The sequence below is a fragment of the Thermomicrobium sp. 4228-Ro genome (assembly GCF_026241205.1).
In the GTDB taxonomy this organism is placed as follows: Bacteria; Chloroflexota; Chloroflexia; order Thermomicrobiales; family Thermomicrobiaceae; genus Thermomicrobium.
The window spans coordinates 1,765,683-1,790,218 of record NZ_JAPFQM010000001.1; the positions used below are offsets into that span (position 1 = coordinate 1,765,683).

Consider the following 24,536-nt stretch of genomic DNA (forward strand, 5'->3'; position numbering starts at 1 on the left):
GCCCGGTTGCAGCAGTGCAGTCGTTGTCCGAGTCGTGGGGAGTATGCTAGACTAGTGGTTGCGCCAGGGAGTCGGCGCGGGGCTGTAGCTCAGTGGGAGAGCACAACGCTGGCAGCGTTGGGGTCAGGGGTTCGAGTCCCCTCAGCTCCACCGAGGAGCATCACCGTTCCACCGAAGGGTGCGACCGGTTGTCGTCATGTGACGGGGAAGAGCGGCGAAGGGGAGCAGTAGCGGGCCGCAGCCGTTCAGCGAGCCGGTGGTCGGTGCGAGCCCGGTCGGCTCGAGGCCGTGAACTCGCCCCGGAGCTGCGCGAGCGAAAGCGCGAGTAGCTCGCGCCGGATCGTGCCCGTTACCGCACGGTGGAGGTGGGTGTCGCGCTGTCGACGCCAAGGAGGGTGGTACCGCGGGTCGGCCCGTCCCTTCGTGGGCGGGCCGTCGTGCGTTGGAGCCAGGAGCTGCAGGAGGGCACAGCGATGACGACCACACAGCAGGAGCGCCGAACCGAGCGCTACGAGCCGCAGGTCATCGAGCCCAAGTGGCAAAAGATTTGGGAAGAGACCGGTATCTACCTGAATGTCCAGGAGGATCCGGCGAAGCCGAAGTGGTATCACCTCGTCATGTTCCCGTATCCCTCGGGAAACCTCCATATCGGACACTGGTTCTCGTACGCGCCGGCTGACGCGGCTGCCCGTTACAAGCGGATGCGTGGGTACAACGTGCTCTTCCCGTTCGGGTTCGATGCCTTTGGACTGCCGGCAGAAAATGCGGCTATCAGGCACGGGATCCATCCACGGGTCTGGACCATGCAGAACATCGCTCACATGAAGAAGCAGCTTCGCTCGATGGGAGCGATGTTCGACTGGTCGAAGGAAGTCATCACCTGCCTCCCGGAGTATTACCGCTGGAATCAGTGGTTCTTCCTGCAGTTCTACAAGCGAGGGCTTGCCTACCGGGCGAAAGCACCGGTGTGGTGGTGCCCGACCTGTCAGACCGTTCTCGCGAACGAACAGGTGATCGATGGGCGCTGCGAGCGGTGCGGTACCGAGGTGTACCGGCGCGATCTCGAGCAGTGGTTCCTGCGCATTACGGCCTACGCGGAGGAGTTGCTCCGTTTCGACGGTATCGACTGGCCAGAGCGCGTCATCACGATGCAGCGCAACTGGATCGGCCGGTCGGAGGGTGCCCGCATCGTCTTCCACAGCGAGCAGGGCGATCCGATCGAGGTGTTCACGACACGGCCGGACACCTTGTGGGGCGCGACGTTCATGGTTCTGGCGCCCGAGCACCCGCTGGTCCAAAAGTTGACGACACCGGATCGGAGAGCCGAAGTCGAGGCGTACATTGACCAGGCCCGCCGGCGAAGCGATATCGAGCGCACGTCGACCGAGCGTGAGAAGACGGGTGTCTTCATCGGCGCGTACGCGATCAATCCGGTCAATGGGCAACGTATCCCGATTTGGATCGCGGACTATGTCCTGATGCACTACGGCACAGGCGCGATCATGGCCGTACCAGCGCACGATCAGCGCGACTTCGAGTTCGCGCGCCAGTTCGGCCTTCCGATCGTGGTCGTCATCCAGCCGCCCGACCGTACGCTTGACCCGGCCACGATGGAGGAGGCGTACGACGGTGATGGTGTCATGGTCAACTCCGGGCCGTTCGATGGTACGCCGACGGCGGGTGGCGAGGCGATCCGCAAGGTGATCGACTGGCTCGAGCAACAGGGGATCGGTCGTCGCGAGGTGACCTACCGGTTACGCGACTGGCTGATCTCGCGCCAACGCTATTGGGGCACACCGATCCCGATCGTGTACTGTGATCGCTGCGGGATGGTTCCCGTTCCGGAGGATCAGTTGCCGGTGCTGCTCCCCGAGGATGCCGAGTTCATGCCGACTGGACAATCGCCGCTCGTCACGCACGAGGACTTCGTCAACACGTCCTGCCCGCAGTGCGGCGGAACGGCACGGCGCGAGACCGATACGATGGATACCTTCGTCGACTCGTCTTGGTACTGGTATCGGTACCTGAGTCCACATGACAGCGAGCGTCCGTTCGACCCGGACAAAGTCACGTACTGGACGCCGGTCGATCAGTACACCGGTGGGATCGAACACGCCATCCTGCACCTCCTCTACAGCCGGTTCTGGACGAAGGTGCTGGCTGATCTGGGACTGGTGAACCACCGGGAGCCGTTCCTGCGCCTGTTCAATCACGGGGTGATCCTGGGCGAGGACGGCGAGAAAATGTCGAAGAGCCGCGGGAACGTCGTCGATCCGGACGACCTGGTTGCGCGACTCGGGGCAGATACGGTGCGCTTGTACTTGATGTTCATCGGCCCGTGGAGTCAAGGTGGGCCGTGGAGCTCGCGCGGCGTGGCCGGTGTGCAGCGTTTCCTGCAGCGTGTCTGGGCCCTGGTGAACGAGACGCTCGACATATCGGTCGATACGGAAGACGACGACCAGGCACGCGCGTTGCGTCGTCTCGTGCATCGCACCATCAAGCAGGTCACTGACGATTTCGAGACCTTCAGTTTCAACACCGCGATCGCGCGCCTCATGGAGCTCGTGAACGAACTTTCACGATTGCGCGAGACTCCGGTTGTCCGGATGCCGGTGTGGCGGGAAGCGCTCGAGACGCTGGTGCTCCTGTTGGCGCCAGGCGCACCGCACATCGCGGAAGAACTGTGGGAACGTCTCGGGAAGCCGTACAGCGTGCATCTGCAGGCCTGGCCGAGCTACGATCCCGAACTCGCTGCTGAGGGGACGGTCGAGCTGGTGGTGCAGGTCAATGGGCGAGTTCGCGATCGTCTGGTGGTTCCGGTCGATATCAGCGAGGACGAAGCGGTCGCTCGGGCCCGCGCGACGGAACGCGTCCAGAGCTACCTTGCTGGGAAGCGGATCGAGCGCGTGATCTACGTACCAGGACGGCTCGTCAACTTCGTCGTCAGCGAAGCAGCCGACTGAGTCGAGCTGCGTCGTACGTCAGCGGCGACCGATCAGGTAGGCGAGCGTCGCGAACGCCTCGCGGACGATGTACCAGCGTTCGAGCGGGGAGCCTGGGCGGATCGGGCTGTTCACTGCCGGTGAGCCGAGCGCGACGAAGCCGAGGTCGCGGGCCATGAGCTTGCTGCGGAACAAATGGAACCCGTCGCTGACGAGTAACAGGCGCTGCACGCCACGAGCGTGCAGCGTGGTAGCAGCGGCCTCCAGACTCTGCCAGGTATTGCGCCCGACAGGAACCACCACGAGGGCCTCTGGCGGGATTCCGAGTTGCTGGAGGTAGCGAGCGCCGACCTCTGCTTCGGTGAGGTCATCGGGGGCAACGCTGCCACCCACCAAGACCACGGTCGAGGCATAGCCCTGGCGGTAGAGGGCGGCGGCATGATCGAGTCTGGCGCGGAAGGCACGAGTCGGTCGGCCGTTGTACTGAGCCGCACCGAGTACCACGATGGCGTCGGCGGGTGCCCGTTCGTCGTTCCGGGCCTGTGCTTCGATAGCCAGGGCGAGTACGAAGAGCGTCGTACCGGTGGCGAGTACGCTGAGACCGAGAAGGCCGAAGGCCATCCAGTGCAAGGAGTGTTGTCTGCTCCGAGTCGGGGCTGCCACCTGGGTCATCGTTCCCTCCTAGGTTAACTGTGCCAGATACGCTGACTGGATTCTCCGGAGGTGTTCGGTGGCGGAAGTCGAGCAACGCATAACCCGCCTGGCCCCGCACCCACGACGGGCGGACCGATTCGTGGTGGAGCGGGACGGCGAACCCTGGCTCCTGCTCTCGGCAGCACGCGTTGCTGAGCTGGGGATCGTTGTCGGAGAGCGGTTGACGAGCGAGCGCGTCGCTGCGATCGAACGTGCAGGTGCAGTGGACGCTGCGATGGACATCGCCCTGCGTGCACTGGCAAGTCGACCACGCAGCGAGGCGGAACTCGCGCAACGACTGCGACAGGAGGGAACTGCCGAGGACATCGTCGCAGAGGTTCTCTCGCGGCTTCGGCATCTCGGCTATCTCGACGATCGTGCTTTCGCTGAGGCGTGGGTTACCCAGCGGCGTCGCTTCAGTCCTCGTGGGGCGGCTGCGTTGCGGCGTGAGCTCCGGGTCAGGGGCGTTGCGCCCGAGATCATCGATGCCGTGGTCGGGAATGACTCGGTTGACGATTTGGAAGCGGCACGCGCGGTCGCACAGAAGCACTGGCATCGACTCCAGCGATTGGATCGGGCGGTGGCCGAGCGTCGATTGATCGGGGTTCTCCAGCGTCGGGGATTCTCCTGGTCGGTTATCCATCGCGTCGTCAAGAGCCTTCTCGAAGCCGAAGGCGAGGAGTAATCTCGCCTGCCGCAGTACGTCGCCGCTGTGGCTCCGGCAGCCGCTTCGTTCCCCCATGTCCGAGCGTCGAGAGACAACCGTACGGGTCGCAAGAGAAGCGGACGTGGAGCGAACGGGATGCCGAATCCTGGTTGCTGGGGTGAACGGACACCGGGTATACTGAGGTCCCGATGTGAACCGAAGAACCCTCGTCGTGCGTTCCGTCCTGTATCGGAACGAGAGCGAACGGACGGCTGGTCGATGTCGGAAATCAAATGGCTGGGGCATGCGTGTGTCCGGTTGCGCGGCCGTGACGTCACCGTCGTCATGGATCCGGTCGCACCTGAAACCGGTTACCATCCGCCCAAGCAGCGAGCGGATATCGTGACGGTCAGTCATGCTCATCCAGGGCACCGTTACCTCGATCTGGTTCGACCAGGCTATCGGCTGATCGACGGGCCGGGCGAGTACGAAATCAAGGGCACGTTCATCACCGGAATCCGTACCTACCATGATGAGGAGCGTGGGGCACGGCTCGGCAAGAACACCGTGTACGTTGTTGACCTGGACGGAGTGCAGATTTGTCATCTCGGTGATCTCGGCCACACGCTGAGTGACGAACAGGCGGAGTTGCTGAGCGAGGTCGATGTGCTGCTGGTGCCGGTCGGCGGGGGTACGACACTCGATGCCGACCGCGCGGTGGAAGTCGTCGGGCAGATCGAGCCGCACGTCGTGATTCCGCTGCAATTCCGGACAGAGCACGGAGACTCCGGGCGGGAGCCGGTGGAGCGGTTTTTGCGAGCGATGGGTGTCACGGAATGGACGACACGCGAGTCGTTGACGGTGCGCAAGGGGGAATTCGGGGAAGCGATGGAGGTCGTGGTGCTGGTCCCCGACCCGTAAGGGCCGGAATGGTCGTGCCCGGAGGTGGGGCGATGCCGAAGTACATCTTCGTCACCGGTGGTGTCGTGTCGTCGGTCGGGAAGGGAATCGCGACCGCGGCCATCGGGAGATTGCTGAAAAGCAGGGGGCTGCGGGTCGCGCTGATGAAGCTCGATCCATACCTCAATGTCGATCCGGGAACGATGTCACCCTATCAGCACGGCGAAGTGTTCGTGACCGAGGACGGCGCGGAGACCGACCTCGACCTCGGGCACTACGAACGGTTCACGGACGAGGATCTGAGCCGTGCGTCGAACGTGACGACGGGCCAGGTGTACTCGGCAGTGATCGCCAAAGAGCGGCGGGGCGATTATCTGGGCGGCACCGTTCAAGTCATTCCGCACATCACCAACGAGATCAAGGCACGTATTCGGCAGGTCGCCGAGATCCATCGACCGGACGTCGTGGTCGTCGAGGTCGGCGGGACGGTCGGCGATATCGAGGGCCAGCCTTTCCTCGAGGCCATTCGACAAATGCGACGGGAAGAGGGGCGGCGGAATGTCCTTTACATCCATGTCACCTTACTGCCCTACATTCAAAGCACCGGTGAAGTGAAGACGAAACCGACGCAGCACAGTGTCAAGGAGTTGCGTGCGATCGGTATCCAGCCTGACGTCATCATCTGCCGCACCGATCATCCAGTCGGTGATGACGTTCGGGCCAAGGTCGCGCTGTTCGGCGACGTCGACGAGGAGGCCGTCATCCTCCTGCCGACGGCGGAGACGATTTACGAGGTACCGCTCATACTGGAACGAGCTGGTCTCGGGCGGTACATCGTGGAGCACTTCGGTTGGGCTGACCGGAAACCGGATCTGGCAGAGTGGGAACGGATGGTCGAGCGTCTCAAAGCGCCGCGTCGACGCATCCGGATCGCACTCGTCGGGAAGTATGTCGAACTGCACGATGCCTACTTGAGCGTGGTGGAGGCGCTCAAACACGCTGGACTCGCTCACGATCTTGCTGTGGAGATCGTTTGGGTCAATTCGGCGGCCGAGCGACACGAGATCGAAACAGCGTTGCGGACCGTGAACGGTATCGTCGTGCCGGGTGGTTTCGGCCCACGCGGCGTCGAGGGGAAGATGTTCGCAGCCCGGTACGCGCGCGAGCGCGAGATTCCGTATCTTGGCCTCTGCTACGGTCTCCATATGGCTGTCATCGAGTTCGCGCGCAACGTCTTGGGATTGAGCGGTGCGAATAGCACGGAGATCGACCCGGAAACACCGCATCCCGTCATCGACCTCATGCCGGATCAGCGTGGTGTGGAAATGGGTGGGACGATGCGGCTGGGGCGCTATCCGTGTGCACTCCGGGCGGGGACGAAAGCCGCGCTTGCCTACGGCGAGCCGCTCGTCTACGAACGACATCGACACCGCTGGGAAGTCAACAATGCATACCGGGAACTGTTCGAGGAGGCTGGCTTCCTGGTGAGCGGCGAATCGCCAGACGGGCGGTACGTCGAGATCATGGAGTTGCGCAACCATCCGTGGTTCGTGGGTGTCCAGTTCCATCCGGAATTCAAGTCCCGGCCCAACCGGCCACACCCGTTGTTCGCGGCCTTCATCGGTGTAGCCAAGCAGGTGCTGCGGGAGGGGGATCAGCGGCCGCTTCCATTCGACGCGCCGGTTGCGGCAGAAGTGGCCGACGATTGAGCGAGTTGCGGCGATCGGACAGTTTGTGATAGGATGCGCAAGCGTGAGCGGGCCGGAGGACCGCCCGCCGATGGTGAGGGGCTGGCAGACGATCGGTGTCGCCCTGAGTCTCGGCTTCACGGTCGTGTCGAGTCTCGTTTTGTGTATCGGCGGCGGCGTTCTCCTGGATAGGTGGCTCGGGACGGCGCCTGTCTTGACGCTTGTTGGTGTGGTGCTCGGGCTGGTAACAGCCGGATACTCGTTCTACCAGCTGGCGGTGCTGGCGGGGAGTCGTCGAAATCAGCGCGGCGGGAGGTAGGGAGAGCGTGGAACTCCATATCTCGGTCAAGCCCGAGACCTTGTGGACTGTTTCGATACCCGGTACCAGTTTCGATCTCCGTATCACGAATTCGTTCCTCACGATGCTTCTCGTAATGCTTTTCCTCATCGTCGTCGGTGGGATCATCGCGCGACGGGCTCAGTTGGTGCCGGGTCGTTTCCAGTCGGTGTTCGAAATGGTTGTCGAATTCTTACTGGGACTGGTCGAGGGAACGGCGGGTAAGCAGCTCGGTCGGCGGATCTTTCCCCTCATCGGTGGACTGTTCATTTTCATTATCGTTGCGAACTACACCGGCCTGCTGCCGGGTATCGGGACGATCGGTTTGCTGCACGAGACGACCGGTCATGCGCTCGTTGCGGCCACCGATGCTGCGGCCGAGGCTCAGCACGGGAAGGTGGCGCTCGTGCCGCTGTTCCGGCCACCGAGTGCCGATCTCAATATGACGCTCGCGATGGCGTTTATCAGTTACGTGGCATTCCAGATCGCTGGTCTGTCGGCACACGGGGTGTGGGGGCGGATCAAGCACATGGCGAATCCGCCTTTCCTGTTGCCGATCGAGATCATCAGTGAGCTCTCGCGGATCGTGTCCCTGTCGTTCCGTCTCTTCGGGAACATTTTCGCGGGCGAGACGTTGCTGACCGTCATGTACGGGATCGCGAACGCGATCAAGATCAGTGTCATCGGGCTCGTCATTCCGGTCATTTTCCTCTACCTCGAGGTTCTGTTCGGGTTCATCCAGGCGCTCATCTTCGCGGTGCTGACGTTGATTTACATTGCGCTGGCATCAGCCGACGGGCACGGGCACGAGGAACATGATGAGTCGGCTCATGCACGCAGCGCAACGGAGGAGATGCGCCAGGCGCGTCCGGTTGGTGCCGATTAGGCGTGGGTACGAGGCGAGTCGAGAAGGGTTTTTCGGAGTCGTCGGGTCGGTTGGATGAAGGGAGGAAGGACGCGTGTTCGCCAATGTGACCGAACCGGGTGTCGTCGTACCGATGGCGGCGGCGCTGGCGATCGGGCTCGGTGCGCTGGGCCCGGGAATCGGCATCGGGCTCGCTGTCAAGGGGGCGATGGAAGCGATCGGCCGCAATCCGGAGGCCGAGGGGGCTGTGCGCCTCACGATGATCATCGGTGCGGCGCTCGCAGAGGCGGTCGCGATCTACGCGTTCGTGGTTGCCGTCATCATCGCGTTCGTGCTCTAAGACCCGCAACGGATCGATGGGGGAGCGCCAGCAGTCAGCGTCGTGACTGCTGGCGCCTGATCCCGCCCGAAGAGCGGTAAGACGGAGTCGAGGAGGGGCTGGGCAAGACGATGGATCAGCTGGGAATCTCCGGCGAAAACTTACTCGTCCAGCTCATCGCATTCCTGCTCTTTCTCGCGGTATTCTGGCGCTTCGCGCTCGGGCCGATTACGCGCATGATCGACCAGCGACAGGAGCGGATCCGCGAGGGGTTGGAGGCGGCCGAGCGGATGAAGCGCGAACTCGCCGAGACCCAAGCCCGGAACGAGGAGATTTTGGCCGAAGCCCGGCGCGAAGCACAGCGTATCGTGGCGAGTGCGCGGGAAAGTGCCGAGCAGTTGATCGCCAAGGCGCGTGAAGAAGCTCAGCAACAGGCGCAGCAGTTGATCCAGCAAGCGCACGAAACGATCGAGGCGGAGCGACAGCGAGTCTGGGCCGAACTCCGCCGCGAGGTCGCTGACCTCGCGATTCTCACAGCGACGCGGATTCTCCGCCAGGAGCTGGATCGCGAGCGGCATATGGCGCTGATCGAACAGGCGCTCGCCGAGCTGGACGGGGTGCGCCGGTAGAGCGGGAGGGAGAGCGTGGCGGTCGCGGGAGTCGCCAAGCGATACGCCCAGGCTGCATTCGCGGTCGCGAAGGAGCACAATCAACTGGAGCACTGGGAACAGCGGTTGCCGGCTCTGGAGGCACTCGCTTCCGAGGCGGAGGTGGAGGAGTTCATCCAGAATCCAGCGATTCCGCTCGAGGCGAAGGTGCAGCTGGTCGAGCGGCTCTTCCCCTCCGAGGAAGACCGGTTCGTCCGCAATCTCCTGATCCTGCTGCTGGAACGGGGTCGTTGGCACCAGTTGCGCGATGTCGTGGAAGCGTTTCGTCAGTTGTTGCGGGAAGCCCGTGGCGTTCTCGAAGTCGAACTGGTCACGGCGGTGCCACTGGAAGCGGCAGACGTCGATCGTCTCCGTCAGGAGCTGGAGCGACGGCTCCAGCGCCCGGTGCAGCTCCACGTCCATGTCGATCCAGAGCTGCTCGGCGGCGCTGTGCTGCGAATCGGCGATGAAGTCTTCGATGCGAGCGTGCGGACACAGCTGACAGCGTTGCGGCGGCAGTTGATCGGTGCAGCAGCCTGAGCGCGGCGAGGGAGGCAACATGTCGTCGGTGCGTCCTACCGAAATCACGGAGATCCTGAAACAGCAAATCGAGCAGTACGGCAGCCGGATGGTGGTGACCAACGTCGGCTACGTCGTGCAGGTCGGCGATGGGATCGCCACTGTCCATGGCTTACGCGACGTGATGGCCAGCGAGCTCGTCGAGTTCGAGAACGGCGTGCTCGGGATGGCGTTCAACCTGCAGGAAGACTCGGTCGGCGTGATCATTCTCGGTGACTATACGGGAATCGAGGAGGGTGACGAGGTCCGGGCGACGGGTCGGATCGCCTCGGTACCGGTTGGACCGGAGCTGGTCGGGCGTGTCGTCAATGCGCTCGGTGAGCCGATCGACGGAAAGGGACCGATCAAGACCGAAAAGTTCCGACCGATCGAGCGGATCGCGCCGGGCGTGGTGATGCGTCAGGACGTCGATACCGCCCTGCAGACCGGTATCAAGGCGATCGACGCGATGATCCCGATCGGTCGTGGACAGCGCGAATTGATCATCGGTGACCGCCAGACCGGGAAGACAGCGATCGCGATCGATACCATCATCAACCAGAAGGGGAAGGGCGTCATCTGCATCTATGTCGCGATCGGGCAGAAGCGTGCGCAGGTTGCGCAGACGGTCGCGACGCTGGAGCGCTACGGTGCAATGGAGCACACGATCGTCGTGGCAGCGACCGCGTCCGACCCTGCAGCGCTCCAGTACATCGCGCCCTATGCCGGGTGCGCGATGGGTGAGGAGATCATGGAGAGCGGTGGGCATGCGCTCATCGTGTACGACGACCTCTCGAAGCACGCCTGGGCGTACCGCCAGGTCTCCCTCCTCATGCGCCGCCCGCCCGGACGCGAGGCATACCCAGGTGACATCTTTTACCTGCATTCCCGGTTGCTCGAGCGCGCTGCACGCCTGCGCGACGACCTCGGTGGCGGGACCCTGACGGCCTTGCCGATCGTCGAGACACAGGCGAACGACGTGTCGGCGTACATTCCGACGAACGTGATTTCGATCACGGACGGTCAGATCTACCTGGAGCCGGATCTCTTCTACGCTGGTATCCGACCAGCGATCAACGTCGGTCTCTCGGTGTCGCGAGTCGGCGGTGCGGCACAGATTCGCGCCATGCGGCAAGTTGCTGGTCGGCTGCGGCTCGAACTGGCGCAGTTCCGTGAGCTGGCTGCGTTCGCGCAGTTCGCGGCCGAACTCGATCCGGCGACGAAGCGACAGATCGACCGGGGCTTGCGGTTGACCGAGGTGCTCAAGCAGCCGCAGTACCAGCCGATGCCGGTCGAGGAACAGGTTGCCATCATTTGGGTGGCGACGAACGGGTATCTGGACGACGTGCTGGTCGAGCACGTGCGCGAGTTCGAGAAGCAGTACTTGGAATACCTGCGGACGAGTCACCCCGAGATCTTGCAGCGTATCGCGACCGAGAAGGAACTCAAGGACGATCTCATCCAGCAACTCCATGAGGTGGTTCGTGCCTTCAAGTCGAGCATCTGGGCCCCGCCGCAGGAGCGGGTGATCGTCTAGCGCCTCGAAAGGGGGCTCGCAACTGTGCCGCAGGCAGTAACACCGCGCGAGATACGGCGACGCATTCGGTCGATCAAGAACACAGCGCAGATCACTCGCGCGATGGAGATGGTGGCTGCATCCCGGATGCGGCGGGCACAGCAAGCCGTACTGGCAGCCCGACCGTACGCTGACCGCATCCGGGCGATGCTCGGTGACCTGGCTGCGATGACCAGTCCGCAAGAAGAAGTGACGACGTTCCCACTCCTCCAGAGGCGGCCGATCGAACGGATCCAGCTCATCCTGGTGACGGCCGACCGAGGACTTGCTGGCCCGCTGAACACGAACGTCATTCGGCGGGCAGTCGATTTCATCACGCGCGAGCGGACTGAGCCGATCGAAAACTTCGACATCGTCGCGGTCGGACGGAAGGGACGCGACTTCCTGGTGCGCCACGGCTGGCCGATGGTGGCGGAGTTCACCCGCATTTCCGATCGACCCTCGCTGGAGGCTATCCGACCGATCGCCGAGCTCGCGACACAGGACTTCGTGAGCGGGCGCGTCGACGCGGTCTTCGTGATCTACACGCACTTCATCAACACGCTCCGGCAGGAGCCGCGAGTGCTGCAGCTCCTGCCGATCGAGCCGCCCGAGGGAACGGGTGCGATCAGCGACTATATCTTCGAGCCGGATCCCGTCACCGTTCTGGACGCTCTGCTCCCGCGCTTCATCGAGATGCAGCTCTATCGCGTGATGCTGGAAGCGGCTGCCTCCGAGCACAGCGCGCGGATGGTCGCGATGCGGAACGCGACCCAGAATGCGCTCGATCTCGTCGCCGAATTGACCCTGACCTACAACAAGGCACGGCAGGCACAGATCACGCGCGAGGTGAGCGAGATCGCAGCCGGCGCGAACGCACTCGGAGCGCTGCAATGAAACAGCGGACGGAAGAAGCGAGGTGAGGACGATGGCCACGACGGTAGCGACTGGGCGAATCGTGCAGATCCAAGGTGTCGTCGTCGACGTGGAGTTTCCACCCGGGCAGCTGCCGGACATCTACAATGCGCTCATCGTCGAGCGGCCGGAGGGTGGCCGTTTGGTGCTCGAGGTGCAGCAACACCTCGGCAACGACTGGGCGCGTGCCGTTGCGATGTCGACGACGGACGGACTCAAGCGCGGCATGCCGGTGATCGATACCGGCGAGCCGATCAAGGTTCCGGTCGGGCCGGCGACACTCGGTCGGATCTTCAATGTGGTCGGCGAGCCGATCGACGAGCAGGGGCCAGTACCGGAGGATGCACCGCGCTGGCCGATTCACCGACCGGCGCCCGCATTCGAAGAGCAGTCGACGCAGGTCGAGGTGTTCGAGACAGGGCTGAAGGTCATCGACCTCGTCGCGCCTTTCACGAAGGGCGGTAAGGTCGGCGTCTTCGGAGGAGCTGGCGTCGGCAAGACCGTCATCATCATGGAGCTGATCCGCAACATCGCTGCCGAGCACGGCGGATATTCGGTGTTCTGCGGTGTGGGCGAGCGCACGCGCGAGGGGACGCAGCTCTGGCGCGAGATGCGCGAGTCGGGCGTGATCGACAAGACCGTGCTTGTCTTTGGCCAGATGAACGAACCGCCTGGTGCTCGCCTGCGCGTCGGATTGACAGGACTCACGATGGCCGAGTATTTCCGCGACGAGGGGCGCGACGTTCTGCTCTTCATCGACAACATCTTCCGTTTCGTGCAGGCGGGCGCTGAGGTCTCGGTGTTGCTCGGGCGCATGCCGAGTGCGGTCGGGTATCAGCCGACCCTCGGCACCGACATGGGGCAGCTCCAGGAGCGCATCACCTCGACGAAGCGGGGATCGATCACGTCGGTGCAGGCGATCTACGTGCCGGCTGACGACTATACCGATCCCGCGCCAGCCACGACCTTCGCACACCTCGACGCGACGATCGCGCTGGAGCGGTCGATCGCTGAGCAGGGACTGTATCCGGCGGTCGACCCGCTGGCTTCGACCTCGCGTATCCTCGATCCGAACATTGTGGGCCTGGAGCACTATACAGTGGCACGCGAAGTCCAGCGGGTACTCCAGCGGTATCGCGATTTGCAGGACATCATCGCGATCCTCGGCGTCGAAGAGCTCAGCGAGGAGGACAAGCTCATCGTCGCGCGGGCACGGAAGATCCAGCGCTTCCTTTCCCAGCCGATGTTCGTGGCCGAGGCGTTTACCGGTCGACCGGGACGCTACGTACCGCGGCACGAGACGGTGCGCGGGTTCAAGGAGATCCTCGAAGGGAAGCACGACCACCTGCCCGAGCAGGCCTTCTACATGGTCGGAACGATCGACGAGGCGGTCGAGAAGGCCGAGCAGATGGCTCGCGAGGCGTGAGCGAGGGGTAGAGGATGGCGGGGAAGCTCCACGTGGAAGTCGTGACCGCCGAACGGCTCGTGTACGCCGTTGACGATGCCGACATGGTGATCGCACCGGGAGCCGAAGGGGTGTTGGGAATCCTGCCACGGCATGCCCCGCTCATTTCGCTCCTCGGGATGGGCGAGATGCGGGTGAAGCGAGGGCGCGAGGAGGACGTGTTGACGATCTTCGGCGGCTTCATCGAGGTCGCTAACAACGTCGTCCGTGTCCTCGCTGACGTATCGGAGCGTGCCGAGGAGATCGACCTCGCACGGGCGGAGGAGGCGAGACAGCGTGCGCTCGCGCGACTGCGCGAGCGGCGGGCGGATATCGACCGGCAACGTGCGGAAATGGCGCTCCGGCGCTCGACGGTACGGATCGCCGTCGCACGGAAGCGACGGGCACGGCCGGCGCCAGGTGGGCCGCCGCTTGCGGAAGCTGAGGTGTAACGGGGGGACTATGGCGGTCATCGCCGCGACTGAGCGCATCGTCACACGAGGGGGGCGATCGCTCTACGGACGCGTCGCTATCGGCGGTGCCAAGAACGCAGCCTTGCCGGCGATGGCCGCTGCGCTCCTCACCGAAGAGGAATGTGTCCTGGAGAACGTCCCGCTCCTCGAGGACGTCTTCGTGATGGCCGAACTCCTTCGGGCGCTCGGCGCCGAGGTCGATCTCGACGCCGAGCGCCATCGCGTTCGAATCCGAGCTGCCGAGATCCACTCCTACGAGCCGCCGCCGGAACTCGTCGCGCGGATGCGTGCGTCCTTTCTCGTCACGGGACCGTTGCTGGCTCGCTTCGGTCAGGCGCGTTCCGTGCCACCTGGTGGCTGCCAACTCGGAACGCGGCCGGTCGACGTCGACCTGCGGGGATTCCGGAAACTGGGCGCCCAGGTGGCGGTCGTCGACGATGCGTTCGTGCTGACGGCAGGGCGTCTGCGTGGGTGCGATATCTACATGGACTATCCGAGCCACACCGGTACGGAAAACCTGCTGATGGCCGCGACGCTCGCCCAAGGGAGAACGACGATCATCAATGCCTCAGCTGAACCGGAAATCGTCAATCTCGGCGAGATCCTGATGGATATGGGAGCCCGTATCAGTGGGCTCGGTACCTCGCGCATCGTCATCCAGGGGGTCGACCGCTTGCGTGGGTACCGGGCATCGGTGCTCCCTGACCGGCTGGAAGCAGGTACGCTGGCCATCGCGGCAGCGATCACACATGGTGAAGTGATTCTCGATCATGTCCGGGAGCCTGATATGGCTCCGCTGACGCACAAATTGCGCGAAGCTGGGGCCGAGGTGTGGTGGAGCGAGACGTCGATGCTCGTGCGTGCGCCTGGCCCGCTGCAGGCAACGGAGATCCAGGCACTTCCCTTCCCGGGGTTCCCCACCGATCTCCAGGCTGCGTTCGCGGTGTTGATGACGCAGGCGCACGGGCGCAGCCGTATCTTCGAGCGTGTTTTCAATGACCGCCTGCGCTATACGAGCGAGTTGCAGAAGATGGGTGCAGCGATCGAGTTGGTCGACCGTCAGCAGGCGCTGATCGATGGCCCGACGCCGCTACGAGGAGCACAGGTTCGCGCGCTCGACATTCGCAGCGGTGCGTGTCTCGTTCTGGCCGGACTCGTCGCGGAAGGTGAGACGGTCATCATCGATGCGCACCACTTACGGCGCGGCTACGAAGACCTCGTCGGTAAGCTGGCTCACCTCGGTGCTGACATCCAGTACGCCTGAGACGGCGCTGTTACCGAGCGCGATCGAGGAGTAGCCACGATGACGACCCCATCGTCCTCAGTTTGGCGTGCCCGCCTTCCGGCCTTGATCGTCGCGATTCTCGTCTTCGGCTTTCTCGGACTGGTCGCTTATGCGACCCAAAGCTCGCGCGGCTCGAGCGAGCTTGGGATCGGTGGACGCATCAACACGAGCGGTGCGTTGGTCCGCTTCTCCGACCGTATGGCTCCGGATTTCTCCTTACCATCGCTACGCGATGACACCACGGTTCGTCTTGCTGCCTTTCGTGGTAAGGTCGTCATCCTGAATTTCTGGGGCTCCTGGTGTCCTCCCTGCCGAGACGAAGCACCGATTCTCCGTGCGTTCGCGCAGGAATACGCGGCAAGCGATGTGGTTCTCCTCGGGGTCGACGTATGGGAACAAGACTGGAATGACGGGCGGGCCTTCTTAGATCAGTTCGGCATCGACTATCCGAACGTCTATGATGCGCGAGGAACGGTGACCATCGACTACGGCGTATCGGGCGTGCCGGAGACCTTCGTGATCGATCGCCAAGGTCGGCTCTTGGGGAAGTACACCGGGCCGGTCAAGTCGGTAGAACACCTGGCGCAGCTCGTCACCGAACTCGGGGCTGCGTCGTTGACCACGCCATAGGGAATTCGGGTGGAAGCGATCGACGTCGGTGCAGTCATTCGCATTCTCTTGCGCCTCATCCACGCCGTCTCAGCTGCTGTCTGGCTCGGTGCGGGGGCGTATCTCGTTTTTGCACTGCTGCCGCTCCGCCGGAACTCCTCGGCACTCGGAGATATCCTGCGCGCGAGCCAACGACAGTTCCGTCGCTGGTGGGTCGCCTCGAGTGCGCTTCTCCTCGGATCGGGAGTCGCATTGATGTTCGACCGGCTGGCTGACGGCCGGGGTACGGCTGTGTATGTCGGCTTGCTCATCGTCAAAGTGGGAGCCGGCCTCGTGGCGCTCGCGGCGAGCGGAGGGCTCCTCCCGCGGCCTGCAGTTGGTCGGAGCGACCTACCGTCTGGATTTCGACTTTCTGGCCGCGTAGTTCTGGTCCTCGGGGCCGTGGCTTACCTTCTCGGTGTACTCTTATCGGTGATCTACCCGCCGGACCCGACGGCGGGCTGGCGGTAACGTGCGGGACACAGGGATTGGAGGCGCTCATGTCCAGCACAGTCGCGGCGACGCAGGCGGTGCGCCGAGTACGAATGGATGTGCGTGTACTCGGTATCGCGCTCGTGATTGCGGCAGCGGTCGGTTACCTCGTGTACACGGGCCTCCAGGGAACCGCAGCATCGTATTTCGTCACCGTGAGCGAGCTCCAGGCGCGGGCAGCCGATGTGAACGGTCAGCGCGTCCGAGTCGGTGGCGAGGTGGTACCAGGAAGCATCACGCAGGGTGGGCCTGGTGAGCCGATCCATTTCCGTATTTCGGACGGGACGACCGAGCTGGAAGTGACCTACGCGGGAGTGCTGCCCGACATCTTCACCGACGGCCGCTACGTGATCGTCGAGGGTCTCTTCCGGGCTGGCCAGCCCATGCAAGCTGACAGCGTCATGACGCAATGTCCGTCGCGCTTCGAGGCGACCCCCCAGGCAGCCGCGGGTTGAGCCGGGTAGGTGAGCGATGGCGCAGCTCGGTTCCGGAGCGCTGATTCTCGCTTTGATCCTTTCGCTCTACGGCATCGTGGCCAGCCTGCTGGGTGCACGGCGGCGTTTTTCGGAATTGCTCGAGAGCGGGTTCCGGGCGACCTACGGGGTCGCTGCTCTCGTCACGCTGGCCGTCTTCGCGCTCGTCATGTCGTTCGTGCGCCATGATTTCCGTCTCGCCTACGTGGCTGCACGCTCGAGCCGCGACATGCCGCTCCATTACGTGATCGCCGCCTTCTACGGTGGACAAGAGGGAAGTCTCCTCTACTGGACGATGATCGCGAGCGTCCTGGGAGCACTCGCCCTATACCTGCATCGTCATTCAGATCGGCAGCTGGTGCCGTACATGAATGCCACCTTGCTCTCGATTCTCACGTTCCTTCTGCTTGTGCTGACCGTGGTAGCGAGTCCGTTTCGGTTGCTACCGGTTACTCCTCCTGATGGAGCAGGACTCAACCCGCTCCTGCGCGATCCGGGCATGGTGGCGCACCCGCCGTTTCTGCTCGCTGGATACGCCAGTTTCAGCGTGCCGTTCGCGTTCGGCATGGCGGCTCTGCTGACCGGGCGGCTGGGGTCTGACTGGCTTCGTGCGATCCGGCGCTGGACGCTGCTCTCCTGGGCCATTTTGGGTATGGGGCTCCTGATCGGAGCGTGGTGGGCCTACCATGTGCTCGGATGGGGTGGCTACTGGGGTTGGGATCCGGTCGAGAATCTCGCATTGCTGCCCTGGCTGACCGGTACAGCGTTCCTCCACTCGATCATCGTGCAGGAACGGCGCGGCATGCTGAAAGTTTGGAACCTGGCCTTGCTCCTGGCAACATTCGCGCTGAGCGTGTACGGCACGTTCATCGTCCGGAGCGGTATCTTGTCCTCCGTCCACTCGTTCGCGACCTCGGATATCGGTCATTGGTTTCTCGTGTATCTCGCGCTGGTGCTCGTCTTCGGGGTCGGTCTCCTCCTCTACCGGCTGCCCGGGCTGCAGAGCGAGCGGCGAATCGAGTCGATCTCGTCTCGGGAGGCCGGGTTCCTGTTCAACAACCTGCTCCTCACCGCGATCGCGTTCGCCGTCTTCTGGGGGACGAACTTCGTGCTCTTCAGTGAACTCTTCTGGGAAACGCGCATTTCGGTCGGGCCTCCGTTCTACAACCGAGTCGTCGGCCCACTGTTGCTCGTTCTGCTCGTGCTTATGGCAGTCGGCCCGGTGCTTTCCTGGCGACGCACGGAGCTTCCGCTCTTCATTCGCAACGTCCGCTGGCCGCTCGCTGGTGCGATCGTCGTGACGATCGTCGGGCTCATCGTCTGGGAGCGGGCATGGGCTGCGTTCGCGTTCGGTGTCGTCACTGCAGCGACGCTGGTCACGCTCCAGGAGTTCTGGCGAGGGATCGCAGCGCGTCGCAGAATGACGCGAGAACATGCCGTGCTCGCTGCCTGGCGCTTGATCCAACGGAACAACCGTCGCTACGGCGGCTATGTCGTGCATCTCGCGGTACTCTTGATCGCCGTCGGTGTGATCGCATCCAACGCATTCCAGGTCGAGCGACAGTTCGTTCTCCGCCCCGGCGAGCAGGGACAGATCGGCCCGTATACGGTCGTCTACCGTGGGCTGGATGACCGTCGTACGGCTGATGCGGAGATCGTTTCTGCGATCGTCGATGTCTATCGTGGCGATCGCTTCGCCGGAACAGTGGAATCGCACCGGTACTTCTACCGCAACTACGAGAATCAGCCGACCGCCCGCATGGGGATCATGCTCGTGGGTAAGGACGACATCTATGTGGTGCTCGATCGGTGGGAGGACGACGGCACCGCGAGCCTGCGGGTCTATATCAATCCGCTCGTGATCTGGATCTGGATCGGGGCCGCGATTTTCCTGCTCGGCACGTTGACACTCTTCTGGCCGCAACCGGTTCCGGCGACGGTGCGCGTGCCGCAGACCGTACCGGGAGTCGTGAGCGAGGCGTGAGCGATGGCTCGTCGGAGTTCGAGACTGGACATGCCTCAGAGCTCGTTGATCCGGACGATACGGGTCGTCTTGACCGTATTGGTGCTCGGCGCGCTGCTCGTCCTACCGATTCGACACGTGACAGCCGAAGAGGCACTTTCACCCGAAGCGTTGGAGATCGCGAATCAACTCAATTGTCCGGTGTGTCAGGGGCAGAGCGTGCGGGACTCCAACTCCGAGCTGGCTCGTCAGATGCGTCAGCTCATCCAACAGAAGCTCGATCAGGGTGAGTCGCGCGAGCAAATCCTGCAGTACTTCGTCGATCGATACGGCGTCGGGATCTTGCGGGAACCACCGCACGAAGGTTTCTTGTGGCTCCTCTGGTGGGGACCAGTTGTCGGGCTCGCTGTCGGCATCATCATCGTCGTCCTCTATCTTCGCCATCGTGGTGCGAGTGCCGACACACTGGTCGACGAGGTATCGCCTGAGACGCTCGCCCAGATCGAGCACTGGCTCGGTGCAGAAGGGGAGGCACGTTGATGCTCTGGGGCACGCTCGTCCTGCTCGTGGTCGCGGTCGCCATCGTCGCGTTCGTCCTGCAACCGTTGTGGATCGCGCACCGAAGACCCTCCGCGATCGCTCCTTGGCCTGCTGTCCTGTTGGATCTCTTTGCCGAACGCGACGTGATTCTCGCGGCGCTCCGGGATCTCCAACTGGACTACGAGACTGGTAAGGTGTCCGGTGACGAGTACCGGAAGATGCGCGCCTCGCTGCTGGCTGAAGCTGCACGAGTCTTGCGCGCCATCGAGGACGTGAATCGTGAGGTCGAGGCCAGTATCGAGGTTGAGATCGCGCATCTTCGCGAACTCGCCAGGCAGGTCGATTCGACGACATCGACATCAGCTGCTGGTGCACTCTCATGACGCATCCGACTGCGCTCATCGGGCGTGACGAACCGGTTCTCGCCGTGGAAGGACTGACGAAGCGGTACGGCTGGAAAACGGCACTGACTGGAGTAGGTTTTTCGGTCTTTCCCGGCGAGTGCCTGTTGATCGTCGGCCCGAATGGCGCTGGGAAGACGACGCTCCTCCGGATTCTGGCTGGACTCACGCGCCCCACCAGTGGTGCGATCTCGTGGTTCGGTCAGCAGCACTCCAGCGTACCGCTCGCAGTCCGAGCGCGCCTCGGTGTGGTCATGCACCGGACGATGCTCGATCCCGATCTGACGGTCGCGGAGAATCTCCGGTACTACGCTCGGCTGTATCGGGTGGCGGATGTCGATACTCGGATCCGCGAGGTCGCTGAGCTGGTGGGCGTCGCGGAACGACTGCAGGAGCGGGTGCGTCAGCTCTCGCGCGGGTTCCAGCAGCGAGTCGCGCTGGCGCGGGCGGTGTTGCACAAGCCTGCCGTCCTGCTGCTCGATGAACCGGATACTGGACTCGATCGTGCGAGTCGTGCACGTCTCCGGACACTGCTCAGCCAGCATCGGCAGACGGGTGGAGCGGTGCTGCTGACGACGCACGCGCACGAGTTCGGCATGGAGGTCGCAACGCGAGCGCTTTATTTGGATCGTGGTCAGGTTGTCTGGGAGGCGACGGGGGTCGAGCAGGTACGCGAGAAGCTGGCAGGGACGGTCGTTCCTCTGATGTCGGTTTAGCGATGTGGGGACAGCTCCTGGCCATACTCTACCGCGATCTCCTGTCCGAATGGCGGGAGCGCGAGGTCGTGGTCGGCATGCTCGTCATGGCGTTGCTGACACTCCTGATCTTCAATTTCGCTTTCGACCTTACCGGGGCGCAGCGAGCCGCCAGTGGGTCCGGAGCCTTCTGGGTCGCGGTCGTCTTCGCGACACTGCTGGGGCTCGGGCGGGCGGCAGCGCTGGAGCGTCAGGATGGCGCATGGGAAGGGCTTGTGCTCGCGCCGGTGGAGCGTCCGGTCATCTATGTCGCCAAGTTGTCGAGCATGTTGCTTTTCGTCGCTCTCGTGGAGGTGGTTGCGCTGGTCGTCATGGCTGCATTGTTCGGCTTGCCAGTTTTCCGTCCGGGTGTGCTTGTGGTTCTCGTGCTCGGGACGGTCGGTCTCTGCGCGCTCGGAACGCTGTTCAGCGTCATGACCGCTCAGGCCAAGGCACGAGAGGTACTGCTTCCGGCACTCCTCTTTCCCCTGGCGATCCCAGTAGTGATCGGTGGCGTGCGCGCGATGATGCTGGAACTGAGCGGGCTCGGTAGCGAGGCAGCGCCCTGGAAGAGCCTGCTCGCCGGGTTCGCCGGACTGTTCCTGTCGCTGAGCATGCTGACCTTCGGAGTCGTGACCGAGGAGTGACGTCACCGCTGTCGTAGTCGAGAGGAGGACTTTCGATGAGTGAGCAACCCCGCGCCTCGCTATGGCTCACGATACTGGGTACGGCTTCGTTTGCCCTGATTGCGCTTTCGGTCGCAATGATCTTCCTGTATGCACCGGCAGATGCGACCCAGGGTGGCGTGCAACGACTGTTCTACCTCCACCTTCCTGCAGCATGGCTCGCATATGTCTCCTTCTTCATCATTTTCGTCAGTAGTATCGCGTTCCTGCTCCGCGGAACCGTCGGGTGGGACCGCCTGGCACGGTCCGCTGCCGAACTCGGCTTCATCTTCACCACGCTGGTACTCCTGACCGGATCGATCTGGGGCCGACCGATTTGGGGAACGTGGTGGACGTGGGATGCGCGTCTGACGACGACACTGATTCTCTGGTTCATCTACCTGGGCTATTTCTTGCTGCGAGCCTACATCGCTGATCCGGAGCGCGGCGCACGTTACGCTGCAGTTCTCGGTATCGTCGGGTTCGTCGATATCCCGATCATCCATATGTCGGTGCGCTGGTGGCGGACGCTCCACCCGCAACCGATCGTGGTGCGGAGCGAGGGACCAGCGATGCCCACCGAGATGCTGCTGACGATGCTCGTCACACTGGTCGCGTTCTGTGTCCTGTATGCGTTTTTGCTGATCGTGAAGTACCGGATCGAGACAGTGCGTGACGAACTCTTGGCCCTGCGAGCAGCAACCATGAACTAGAGTGCGGAAGGCAGGTGGCGACCGATGGACGCCTTGTGGTATCTCTTCGCCGGCTTCTTCGTGACCTGGCTCATCCTGGGTCTCTACCTCTTCTCGCTGCGGCGTCAGATCGAAGTGCTGCGGAACGAACTCACTGCGTTGCGCGGTGAGCGGGCGGCAGATACTCAGGCCGGAGAAACGCAGGCCGTACGAGATTCCCAGGTCCCCTAAGCCAGGAGTGGGAACGTCCACTGCTCAACGACCGCAGCGGCCAGCGAATGAGCCATGGCTCATTCGCTGGCCGCTTTGAGCGTCGTGCGTTTCTCACGAATTCCGTGCTGAGCGAATAGCCTGCCAGATCCGCTCGGGAGTCAGCGGCATGTCGAGGTGCTCGATCCCGAGCGGTCGAAGGGCATCCAGCACGGCATTGACGAGTGCCGGTGGTGCGGCGGTCGTCCCCGCTTCGCCGATTCCCTTGGCGCCCAGAGGATTGATCGGACTTGGTGTCTCGCAGTGCGCCGTCTCGATCGACGGGACCTGCGTGGCCCGGGGAACGACATAATCGAGAAAGCTCTGTGTGAGCGGTTGGCCGCTTTCGGAATAGAGAATCGCCTCGAAGAGCGCCTGGCCGAGTCCTTGAGCGACACTGCCGTGAATCTGCCCCTCGGCCAAGAGCGGATTCACGATCCGCCCGCTGTCGTCGACCGCAAGATAGCGGAGCACTCGAACTTCACCGGTTTCCGGATCGATTTCGACCATGGCGATATGCACACCGAACGGAATGTTCCGTCGACCAGGGTTGAAGAAGCGTGTCGCCTCGAGGCCGGGCTCGACACCGCCCGGTGGGCCTTCCATCACGTAGGCGAGCCGCGTGACCCGGTCCCATGCGATCGAGCGGTCGGGAACGCCGCGCACGGTGAAGACTCCATCGCGGTAGTCGAGATCCGCGGGATCGACTTCGAGCGCATGGGCAGCGATGAAGCGCGCCTTCTCCAGGACCTCCTGCGCAGCCAAGTAGGCCGCGGACCCACCCAGCGCCGTGCTCCGACTGCCGAACGTGCCGATACCTTGCTGAATAGCAGCAGTATCACCGGTTACGGCACGGATACGCTCGAGCGGCAGCTCGAGGATCTCGCCGACGACTTGCGCGAGCATGGTGGCGTGCCCTTGCCCACTGGGAGCGATCCCGCAGAGCACGGTCACCGATCCGTCCGGATGAGCACGGACCGTCGCTGATTCCCACCCCGGCCCGGAGAGTTCGCAAAAACTCGCGATCCCGATGCCGACCAGGCGTCCCTGGGCGCGCAGTGTCGCTTGCTGACGGCGTGCTGCCGCGTAGTCGAAGCACCGGAGCGCTTCGGCCAGAACGGCGGGGTAATTGCCGCTGTCGTACGGCACACCGGTGGGTGACGTGTAGGGGAAGTCCTCCGGTCGCAAGAGGTTCTTCTGACGGATGGTGACGGGATCAAGGCCCAGGCGGCTCGCAGCCGCGTCCATGAGACGCTCGAGCAGGTAACTTGCCTCCGGTCGACCAGCGCCACGATAGGCGGACTGCGGTGTCGTGTTCGTCACGACGCATCGGATGCGCAAGCGGATCGTGGGTACGCGATAGGGTCCAGCGAGCGCGAAGCCGGTCAGGACGGCAGTCGGACGCGTCGGTGAAGCGTTCCAGGCACCGAGATTGCTCACGATGTCCGCATCGAGCCCCAGGAGCGTCCCATCTCGCCGAAATGCCGCTCGGACGCGTTGTCGCTGATCACGCCCGTGGTTCGTGGCGACGAAGCTCTCCGAGCGCGTCTCGACCCACTTGATCGGCTGCTGGAGTTTCCAGGCCAAGGCCGCAACCAGCACGTATTCCGGGTACAGACCTCCCTTCGCACCGAACGCTCCCCCGACGTCGGGTGCGATGACTCGAATCTGATGCTCGGGAAGACCGAGTACAGTGGCAATGCCGGCGCGCAACGTATGCGGGGTTTGCGTCGAGGCCCACACGGTCAGTTGACGGCTTTGCGCATCATAGGTCGCTGCTGCAGCGCGTGGCTCCATGAACGCGGCATGGACACGCTGATTGACGAGTTCGAGCTCGACGACCACGTCAGCGTCGCGGAAGACTGCCTCGATGTCACCGTGCTGGTGGTCCCACGCGAACGCGATGTTGTCCGGCCATTCGGGATGGACGCGTGGTGCCTCCGAGAGGAGCGCTGTTTCAGGATCCACGACCGCGGGAAGCTCGTCGTACTCGACCATGATCTCCGCAGCTGCGTCGATCGCGGCCGCACGCGTTTCAGCTAGGACAGCAACGACACCTTCGCCGACGTACCGGACCCGATCGATCGCCAGGGGATACCGCTGTTGCGGCCGCGCAGCGGCTGACTGCGGTGGTGTGGGGAACGGTGCGATCCAACTCGCGAGGTCGGTGCCACGGAACGCGGCGACGAATCCCCGGACGCGTGCTGCCCCGCTCCAATCGATACGGGCAATCGTCGCGTGCGGATACGGGCTGCGGACGATCACGAGGGAGAGTGCTCGCTCGAGCCGTATGTCATCGGTGAAGTTCGACAGGCCGCGGAGGAAGCGCTCGTCCTCCAGGCGCCGGATACTTCGACCGAGATAACGACCTTCCGTCACGCTTTTCCCCCTCTCTGCGAACCGACCCAAGAA

Annotated in this window: 26 protein-coding genes, 1 tRNA gene and 1 other annotated feature; of the genes, 25 read left to right on the forward strand and 2 right to left on the reverse strand. The window is 63.4% G+C overall.

The window, feature by feature from the left end; translation table 11 throughout:
- The first annotated feature begins 78 nt into the window (after window positions 1-78).
- Together OO015_RS08280 and leuS are read left to right on the forward strand one after the other, a co-directional pair.
- Window positions 79-150: transfer RNA gene (locus OO015_RS08280), tRNA-Ala, on the forward strand.
- Between the two features lie 55 nt (window positions 151-205).
- Window positions 206-424: a binding site (T-box leader), on the forward strand.
- Window positions 425-473: 49 nt separating this feature from the next.
- The gene (leuS, locus tag OO015_RS08285; RefSeq protein WP_265940759.1) at window positions 474-2,963 is read left to right on the forward strand and encodes a leucine--tRNA ligase; all 2,490 of its coding nucleotides are present in this window, start codon (window positions 474-476) and stop codon (window positions 2,961-2,963) included.
- An 18-nt stretch (window positions 2,964-2,981) separates the two neighbouring features.
- On the opposite strand, the gene OO015_RS08290 is transcribed toward leuS, so the two are convergent.
- Window positions 2,982-3,614, reverse strand: coding sequence for a YdcF family protein (locus tag OO015_RS08290; protein WP_265940760.1), 633 nt, complete (start codon window positions 3,612-3,614; stop codon window positions 2,982-2,984).
- Between the two features lie 58 nt (window positions 3,615-3,672).
- Between OO015_RS08290 and OO015_RS08295 the strand changes: the two genes are divergently transcribed.
- From OO015_RS08295 to OO015_RS08405, 23 genes are all read left to right on the forward strand, one after another.
- Window positions 3,673-4,320, forward strand: coding sequence for a regulatory protein RecX (locus OO015_RS08295; RefSeq protein ID WP_265940761.1), 648 nt, complete (start codon window positions 3,673-3,675; stop codon window positions 4,318-4,320).
- A 240-nt stretch (window positions 4,321-4,560) separates the two neighbouring features.
- On the forward strand, window positions 4,561-5,202 hold the full coding sequence (locus OO015_RS08300; protein ID WP_265940762.1) for an MBL fold metallo-hydrolase: 642 nt from the start codon (window positions 4,561-4,563) through the stop codon (window positions 5,200-5,202).
- A gap of 32 nt (window positions 5,203-5,234) precedes the next feature.
- Complete coding sequence (locus OO015_RS08305) at window positions 5,235-6,890, forward strand: CTP synthase (protein ID WP_265940763.1); 1,656 nt, start codon at window positions 5,235-5,237, stop codon at window positions 6,888-6,890.
- A gap of 70 nt (window positions 6,891-6,960) precedes the next feature.
- Window positions 6,961-7,188: an AtpZ/AtpI family protein gene (locus tag OO015_RS08310; protein ID WP_265940764.1), complete on the forward strand. Its 228-nt coding sequence runs from the start codon at window positions 6,961-6,963 to the stop codon at window positions 7,186-7,188.
- 7 nt (window positions 7,189-7,195) lie between these two features.
- Window positions 7,196-8,092 (forward strand): F0F1 ATP synthase subunit A, encoded by an 897-nt coding sequence (atpB, locus tag OO015_RS08315; protein ID WP_265940765.1) that lies wholly within the window; start codon window positions 7,196-7,198, stop codon window positions 8,090-8,092.
- A 112-nt stretch (window positions 8,093-8,204) separates the two neighbouring features.
- Window positions 8,205-8,411 carry an ATP synthase F0 subunit C gene (atpE, locus tag OO015_RS08320; protein ID WP_041436708.1) on the forward strand — a complete coding sequence of 69 codons (207 nt, stop codon included), beginning with the start codon at window positions 8,205-8,207 and terminating at the stop codon, window positions 8,409-8,411.
- A 110-nt stretch (window positions 8,412-8,521) separates the two neighbouring features.
- Window positions 8,522-9,019, forward strand: coding sequence for a F0F1 ATP synthase subunit B (atpF, locus tag OO015_RS08325; RefSeq protein WP_265940766.1), 498 nt, complete (start codon window positions 8,522-8,524; stop codon window positions 9,017-9,019).
- A gap of 15 nt (window positions 9,020-9,034) precedes the next feature.
- Complete coding sequence (gene atpH, locus OO015_RS08330; RefSeq protein ID WP_265940767.1) at window positions 9,035-9,577, forward strand: ATP synthase F1 subunit delta; 543 nt, start codon at window positions 9,035-9,037, stop codon at window positions 9,575-9,577.
- 19 nt (window positions 9,578-9,596) lie between these two features.
- Window positions 9,597-11,132, forward strand: a complete 1,536-nt coding sequence (atpA, locus tag OO015_RS08335; protein ID WP_265940768.1) for a F0F1 ATP synthase subunit alpha — start codon at window positions 9,597-9,599, stop codon at window positions 11,130-11,132.
- 24 nt (window positions 11,133-11,156) lie between these two features.
- The gene (locus OO015_RS08340) at window positions 11,157-12,047 is read left to right on the forward strand and encodes a F0F1 ATP synthase subunit gamma (protein ID WP_265940769.1); all 891 of its coding nucleotides are present in this window, start codon (window positions 11,157-11,159) and stop codon (window positions 12,045-12,047) included.
- 31 nt (window positions 12,048-12,078) lie between these two features.
- Window positions 12,079-13,491, forward strand: coding sequence for a F0F1 ATP synthase subunit beta (atpD, locus tag OO015_RS08345; protein ID WP_265940770.1), 1,413 nt, complete (start codon window positions 12,079-12,081; stop codon window positions 13,489-13,491).
- Between the two features lie 14 nt (window positions 13,492-13,505).
- Complete coding sequence (locus tag OO015_RS08350) at window positions 13,506-13,961, forward strand: F0F1 ATP synthase subunit epsilon (RefSeq protein WP_265940771.1); 456 nt, start codon at window positions 13,506-13,508, stop codon at window positions 13,959-13,961.
- A 10-nt stretch (window positions 13,962-13,971) separates the two neighbouring features.
- Complete coding sequence (murA, locus tag OO015_RS08355; protein WP_265940772.1) at window positions 13,972-15,246, forward strand: UDP-N-acetylglucosamine 1-carboxyvinyltransferase; 1,275 nt, start codon at window positions 13,972-13,974, stop codon at window positions 15,244-15,246.
- Between the two features lie 39 nt (window positions 15,247-15,285).
- Window positions 15,286-15,897, forward strand: coding sequence for a TlpA disulfide reductase family protein (locus OO015_RS08360; protein WP_265940773.1), 612 nt, complete (start codon window positions 15,286-15,288; stop codon window positions 15,895-15,897).
- Between the two features lie 9 nt (window positions 15,898-15,906).
- On the forward strand, window positions 15,907-16,386 hold the full coding sequence (locus OO015_RS08365; protein WP_265940774.1) for a hypothetical protein: 480 nt from the start codon (window positions 15,907-15,909) through the stop codon (window positions 16,384-16,386).
- 29 nt (window positions 16,387-16,415) lie between these two features.
- Entirely contained in the window at window positions 16,416-16,862 is a 447-nt protein-coding gene (locus OO015_RS08370; RefSeq protein WP_265940775.1) for a cytochrome c maturation protein CcmE, read from the forward strand.
- Between the two features lie 16 nt (window positions 16,863-16,878).
- Window positions 16,879-18,864 (forward strand): heme lyase CcmF/NrfE family subunit, encoded by a 1,986-nt coding sequence (locus tag OO015_RS08375; RefSeq protein ID WP_265940776.1) that lies wholly within the window; start codon window positions 16,879-16,881, stop codon window positions 18,862-18,864.
- Between the two features lie 30 nt (window positions 18,865-18,894).
- On the forward strand, window positions 18,895-19,383 hold the full coding sequence (locus OO015_RS08380; RefSeq protein WP_265940777.1) for a cytochrome c-type biogenesis protein CcmH: 489 nt from the start codon (window positions 18,895-18,897) through the stop codon (window positions 19,381-19,383).
- A complete protein-coding gene (locus tag OO015_RS08385; protein WP_265940778.1) occupies window positions 19,383-19,766 on the forward strand; it encodes a hypothetical protein in 384 nt (127 codons plus the stop codon). Before OO015_RS08380 ends, OO015_RS08385 begins: the two co-directional genes overlap by 1 nt.
- Window positions 19,763-20,500 carry a heme ABC exporter ATP-binding protein CcmA gene (gene ccmA, locus OO015_RS08390; RefSeq protein ID WP_265940779.1) on the forward strand — a complete coding sequence of 246 codons (738 nt, stop codon included), beginning with the start codon at window positions 19,763-19,765 and terminating at the stop codon, window positions 20,498-20,500. Before OO015_RS08385 ends, ccmA begins: the two co-directional genes overlap by 4 nt.
- A 2-nt stretch (window positions 20,501-20,502) precedes the next feature.
- The gene (locus tag OO015_RS08395) at window positions 20,503-21,165 is read left to right on the forward strand and encodes a heme exporter protein CcmB (RefSeq protein WP_265940780.1); all 663 of its coding nucleotides are present in this window, start codon (window positions 20,503-20,505) and stop codon (window positions 21,163-21,165) included.
- A 35-nt stretch (window positions 21,166-21,200) separates the two neighbouring features.
- Window positions 21,201-21,896, forward strand: a complete 696-nt coding sequence (ccsA, locus tag OO015_RS08400; RefSeq protein ID WP_265940781.1) for a cytochrome c biogenesis protein CcsA — start codon at window positions 21,201-21,203, stop codon at window positions 21,894-21,896.
- A gap of 24 nt (window positions 21,897-21,920) precedes the next feature.
- Window positions 21,921-22,106, forward strand: coding sequence for a CcmD family protein (locus OO015_RS08405; RefSeq protein WP_265940782.1), 186 nt, complete (start codon window positions 21,921-21,923; stop codon window positions 22,104-22,106).
- A 93-nt stretch (window positions 22,107-22,199) separates the two neighbouring features.
- On the opposite strand, the gene OO015_RS08410 is transcribed toward OO015_RS08405, so the two are convergent.
- On the reverse strand, window positions 22,200-24,503 hold the full coding sequence (locus OO015_RS08410) for a xanthine dehydrogenase family protein molybdopterin-binding subunit (RefSeq protein ID WP_265940783.1): 2,304 nt from the start codon (window positions 24,501-24,503) through the stop codon (window positions 22,200-22,202).
- Between the last annotated feature and the right edge of the window lie 33 nt (window positions 24,504-24,536).

Bases quoted from the DNA above. Each gene is read 5' to 3' on its own strand.
- leuS (WP_265940759.1), top strand. From the start codon at position 474: ATGACGACCACACAGCAGGAGCGCCGAACCGAGCGCTACGAGCCGCAG.
- OO015_RS08290 (WP_265940760.1), bottom strand. From the start codon at position 3,614: ATGACCCAGGTGGCAGCCCCGACTCGGAGCAGACAACACTCCTTGCAC.
- OO015_RS08300 (WP_265940762.1), top strand. From the start codon at position 4,561: ATGTCGGAAATCAAATGGCTGGGGCATGCGTGTGTCCGGTTGCGCGGC.
- OO015_RS08305 (WP_265940763.1), top strand. From the start codon at position 5,235: ATGCCGAAGTACATCTTCGTCACCGGTGGTGTCGTGTCGTCGGTCGGG.
- OO015_RS08310 (WP_265940764.1), top strand. From the start codon at position 6,961: ATGGTGAGGGGCTGGCAGACGATCGGTGTCGCCCTGAGTCTCGGCTTC.
- atpE (WP_041436708.1), top strand. From the start codon at position 8,205: ATGGCGGCGGCGCTGGCGATCGGGCTCGGTGCGCTGGGCCCGGGAATC.
- atpF (WP_265940766.1), top strand. From the start codon at position 8,522: ATGGATCAGCTGGGAATCTCCGGCGAAAACTTACTCGTCCAGCTCATC.
- atpA (WP_265940768.1), top strand. From the start codon at position 9,597: ATGTCGTCGGTGCGTCCTACCGAAATCACGGAGATCCTGAAACAGCAA.
- atpD (WP_265940770.1), top strand. From the start codon at position 12,079: ATGGCCACGACGGTAGCGACTGGGCGAATCGTGCAGATCCAAGGTGTC.
- OO015_RS08350 (WP_265940771.1), top strand. From the start codon at position 13,506: ATGGCGGGGAAGCTCCACGTGGAAGTCGTGACCGCCGAACGGCTCGTG.
- murA (WP_265940772.1), top strand. From the start codon at position 13,972: ATGGCGGTCATCGCCGCGACTGAGCGCATCGTCACACGAGGGGGGCGA.
- OO015_RS08360 (WP_265940773.1), top strand. From the start codon at position 15,286: ATGACGACCCCATCGTCCTCAGTTTGGCGTGCCCGCCTTCCGGCCTTG.
- OO015_RS08370 (WP_265940775.1), top strand. From the start codon at position 16,416: ATGTCCAGCACAGTCGCGGCGACGCAGGCGGTGCGCCGAGTACGAATG.
- OO015_RS08375 (WP_265940776.1), top strand. From the start codon at position 16,879: ATGGCGCAGCTCGGTTCCGGAGCGCTGATTCTCGCTTTGATCCTTTCG.
- OO015_RS08380 (WP_265940777.1), top strand. From the start codon at position 18,895: ATGCCTCAGAGCTCGTTGATCCGGACGATACGGGTCGTCTTGACCGTA.
- OO015_RS08385 (WP_265940778.1), top strand. From the start codon at position 19,383: ATGCTCTGGGGCACGCTCGTCCTGCTCGTGGTCGCGGTCGCCATCGTC.
- ccmA (WP_265940779.1), top strand. From the start codon at position 19,763: ATGACGCATCCGACTGCGCTCATCGGGCGTGACGAACCGGTTCTCGCC.
- OO015_RS08395 (WP_265940780.1), top strand. From the start codon at position 20,503: ATGTGGGGACAGCTCCTGGCCATACTCTACCGCGATCTCCTGTCCGAA.
- ccsA (WP_265940781.1), top strand. From the start codon at position 21,201: ATGAGTGAGCAACCCCGCGCCTCGCTATGGCTCACGATACTGGGTACG.
- OO015_RS08405 (WP_265940782.1), top strand. From the start codon at position 21,921: ATGGACGCCTTGTGGTATCTCTTCGCCGGCTTCTTCGTGACCTGGCTC.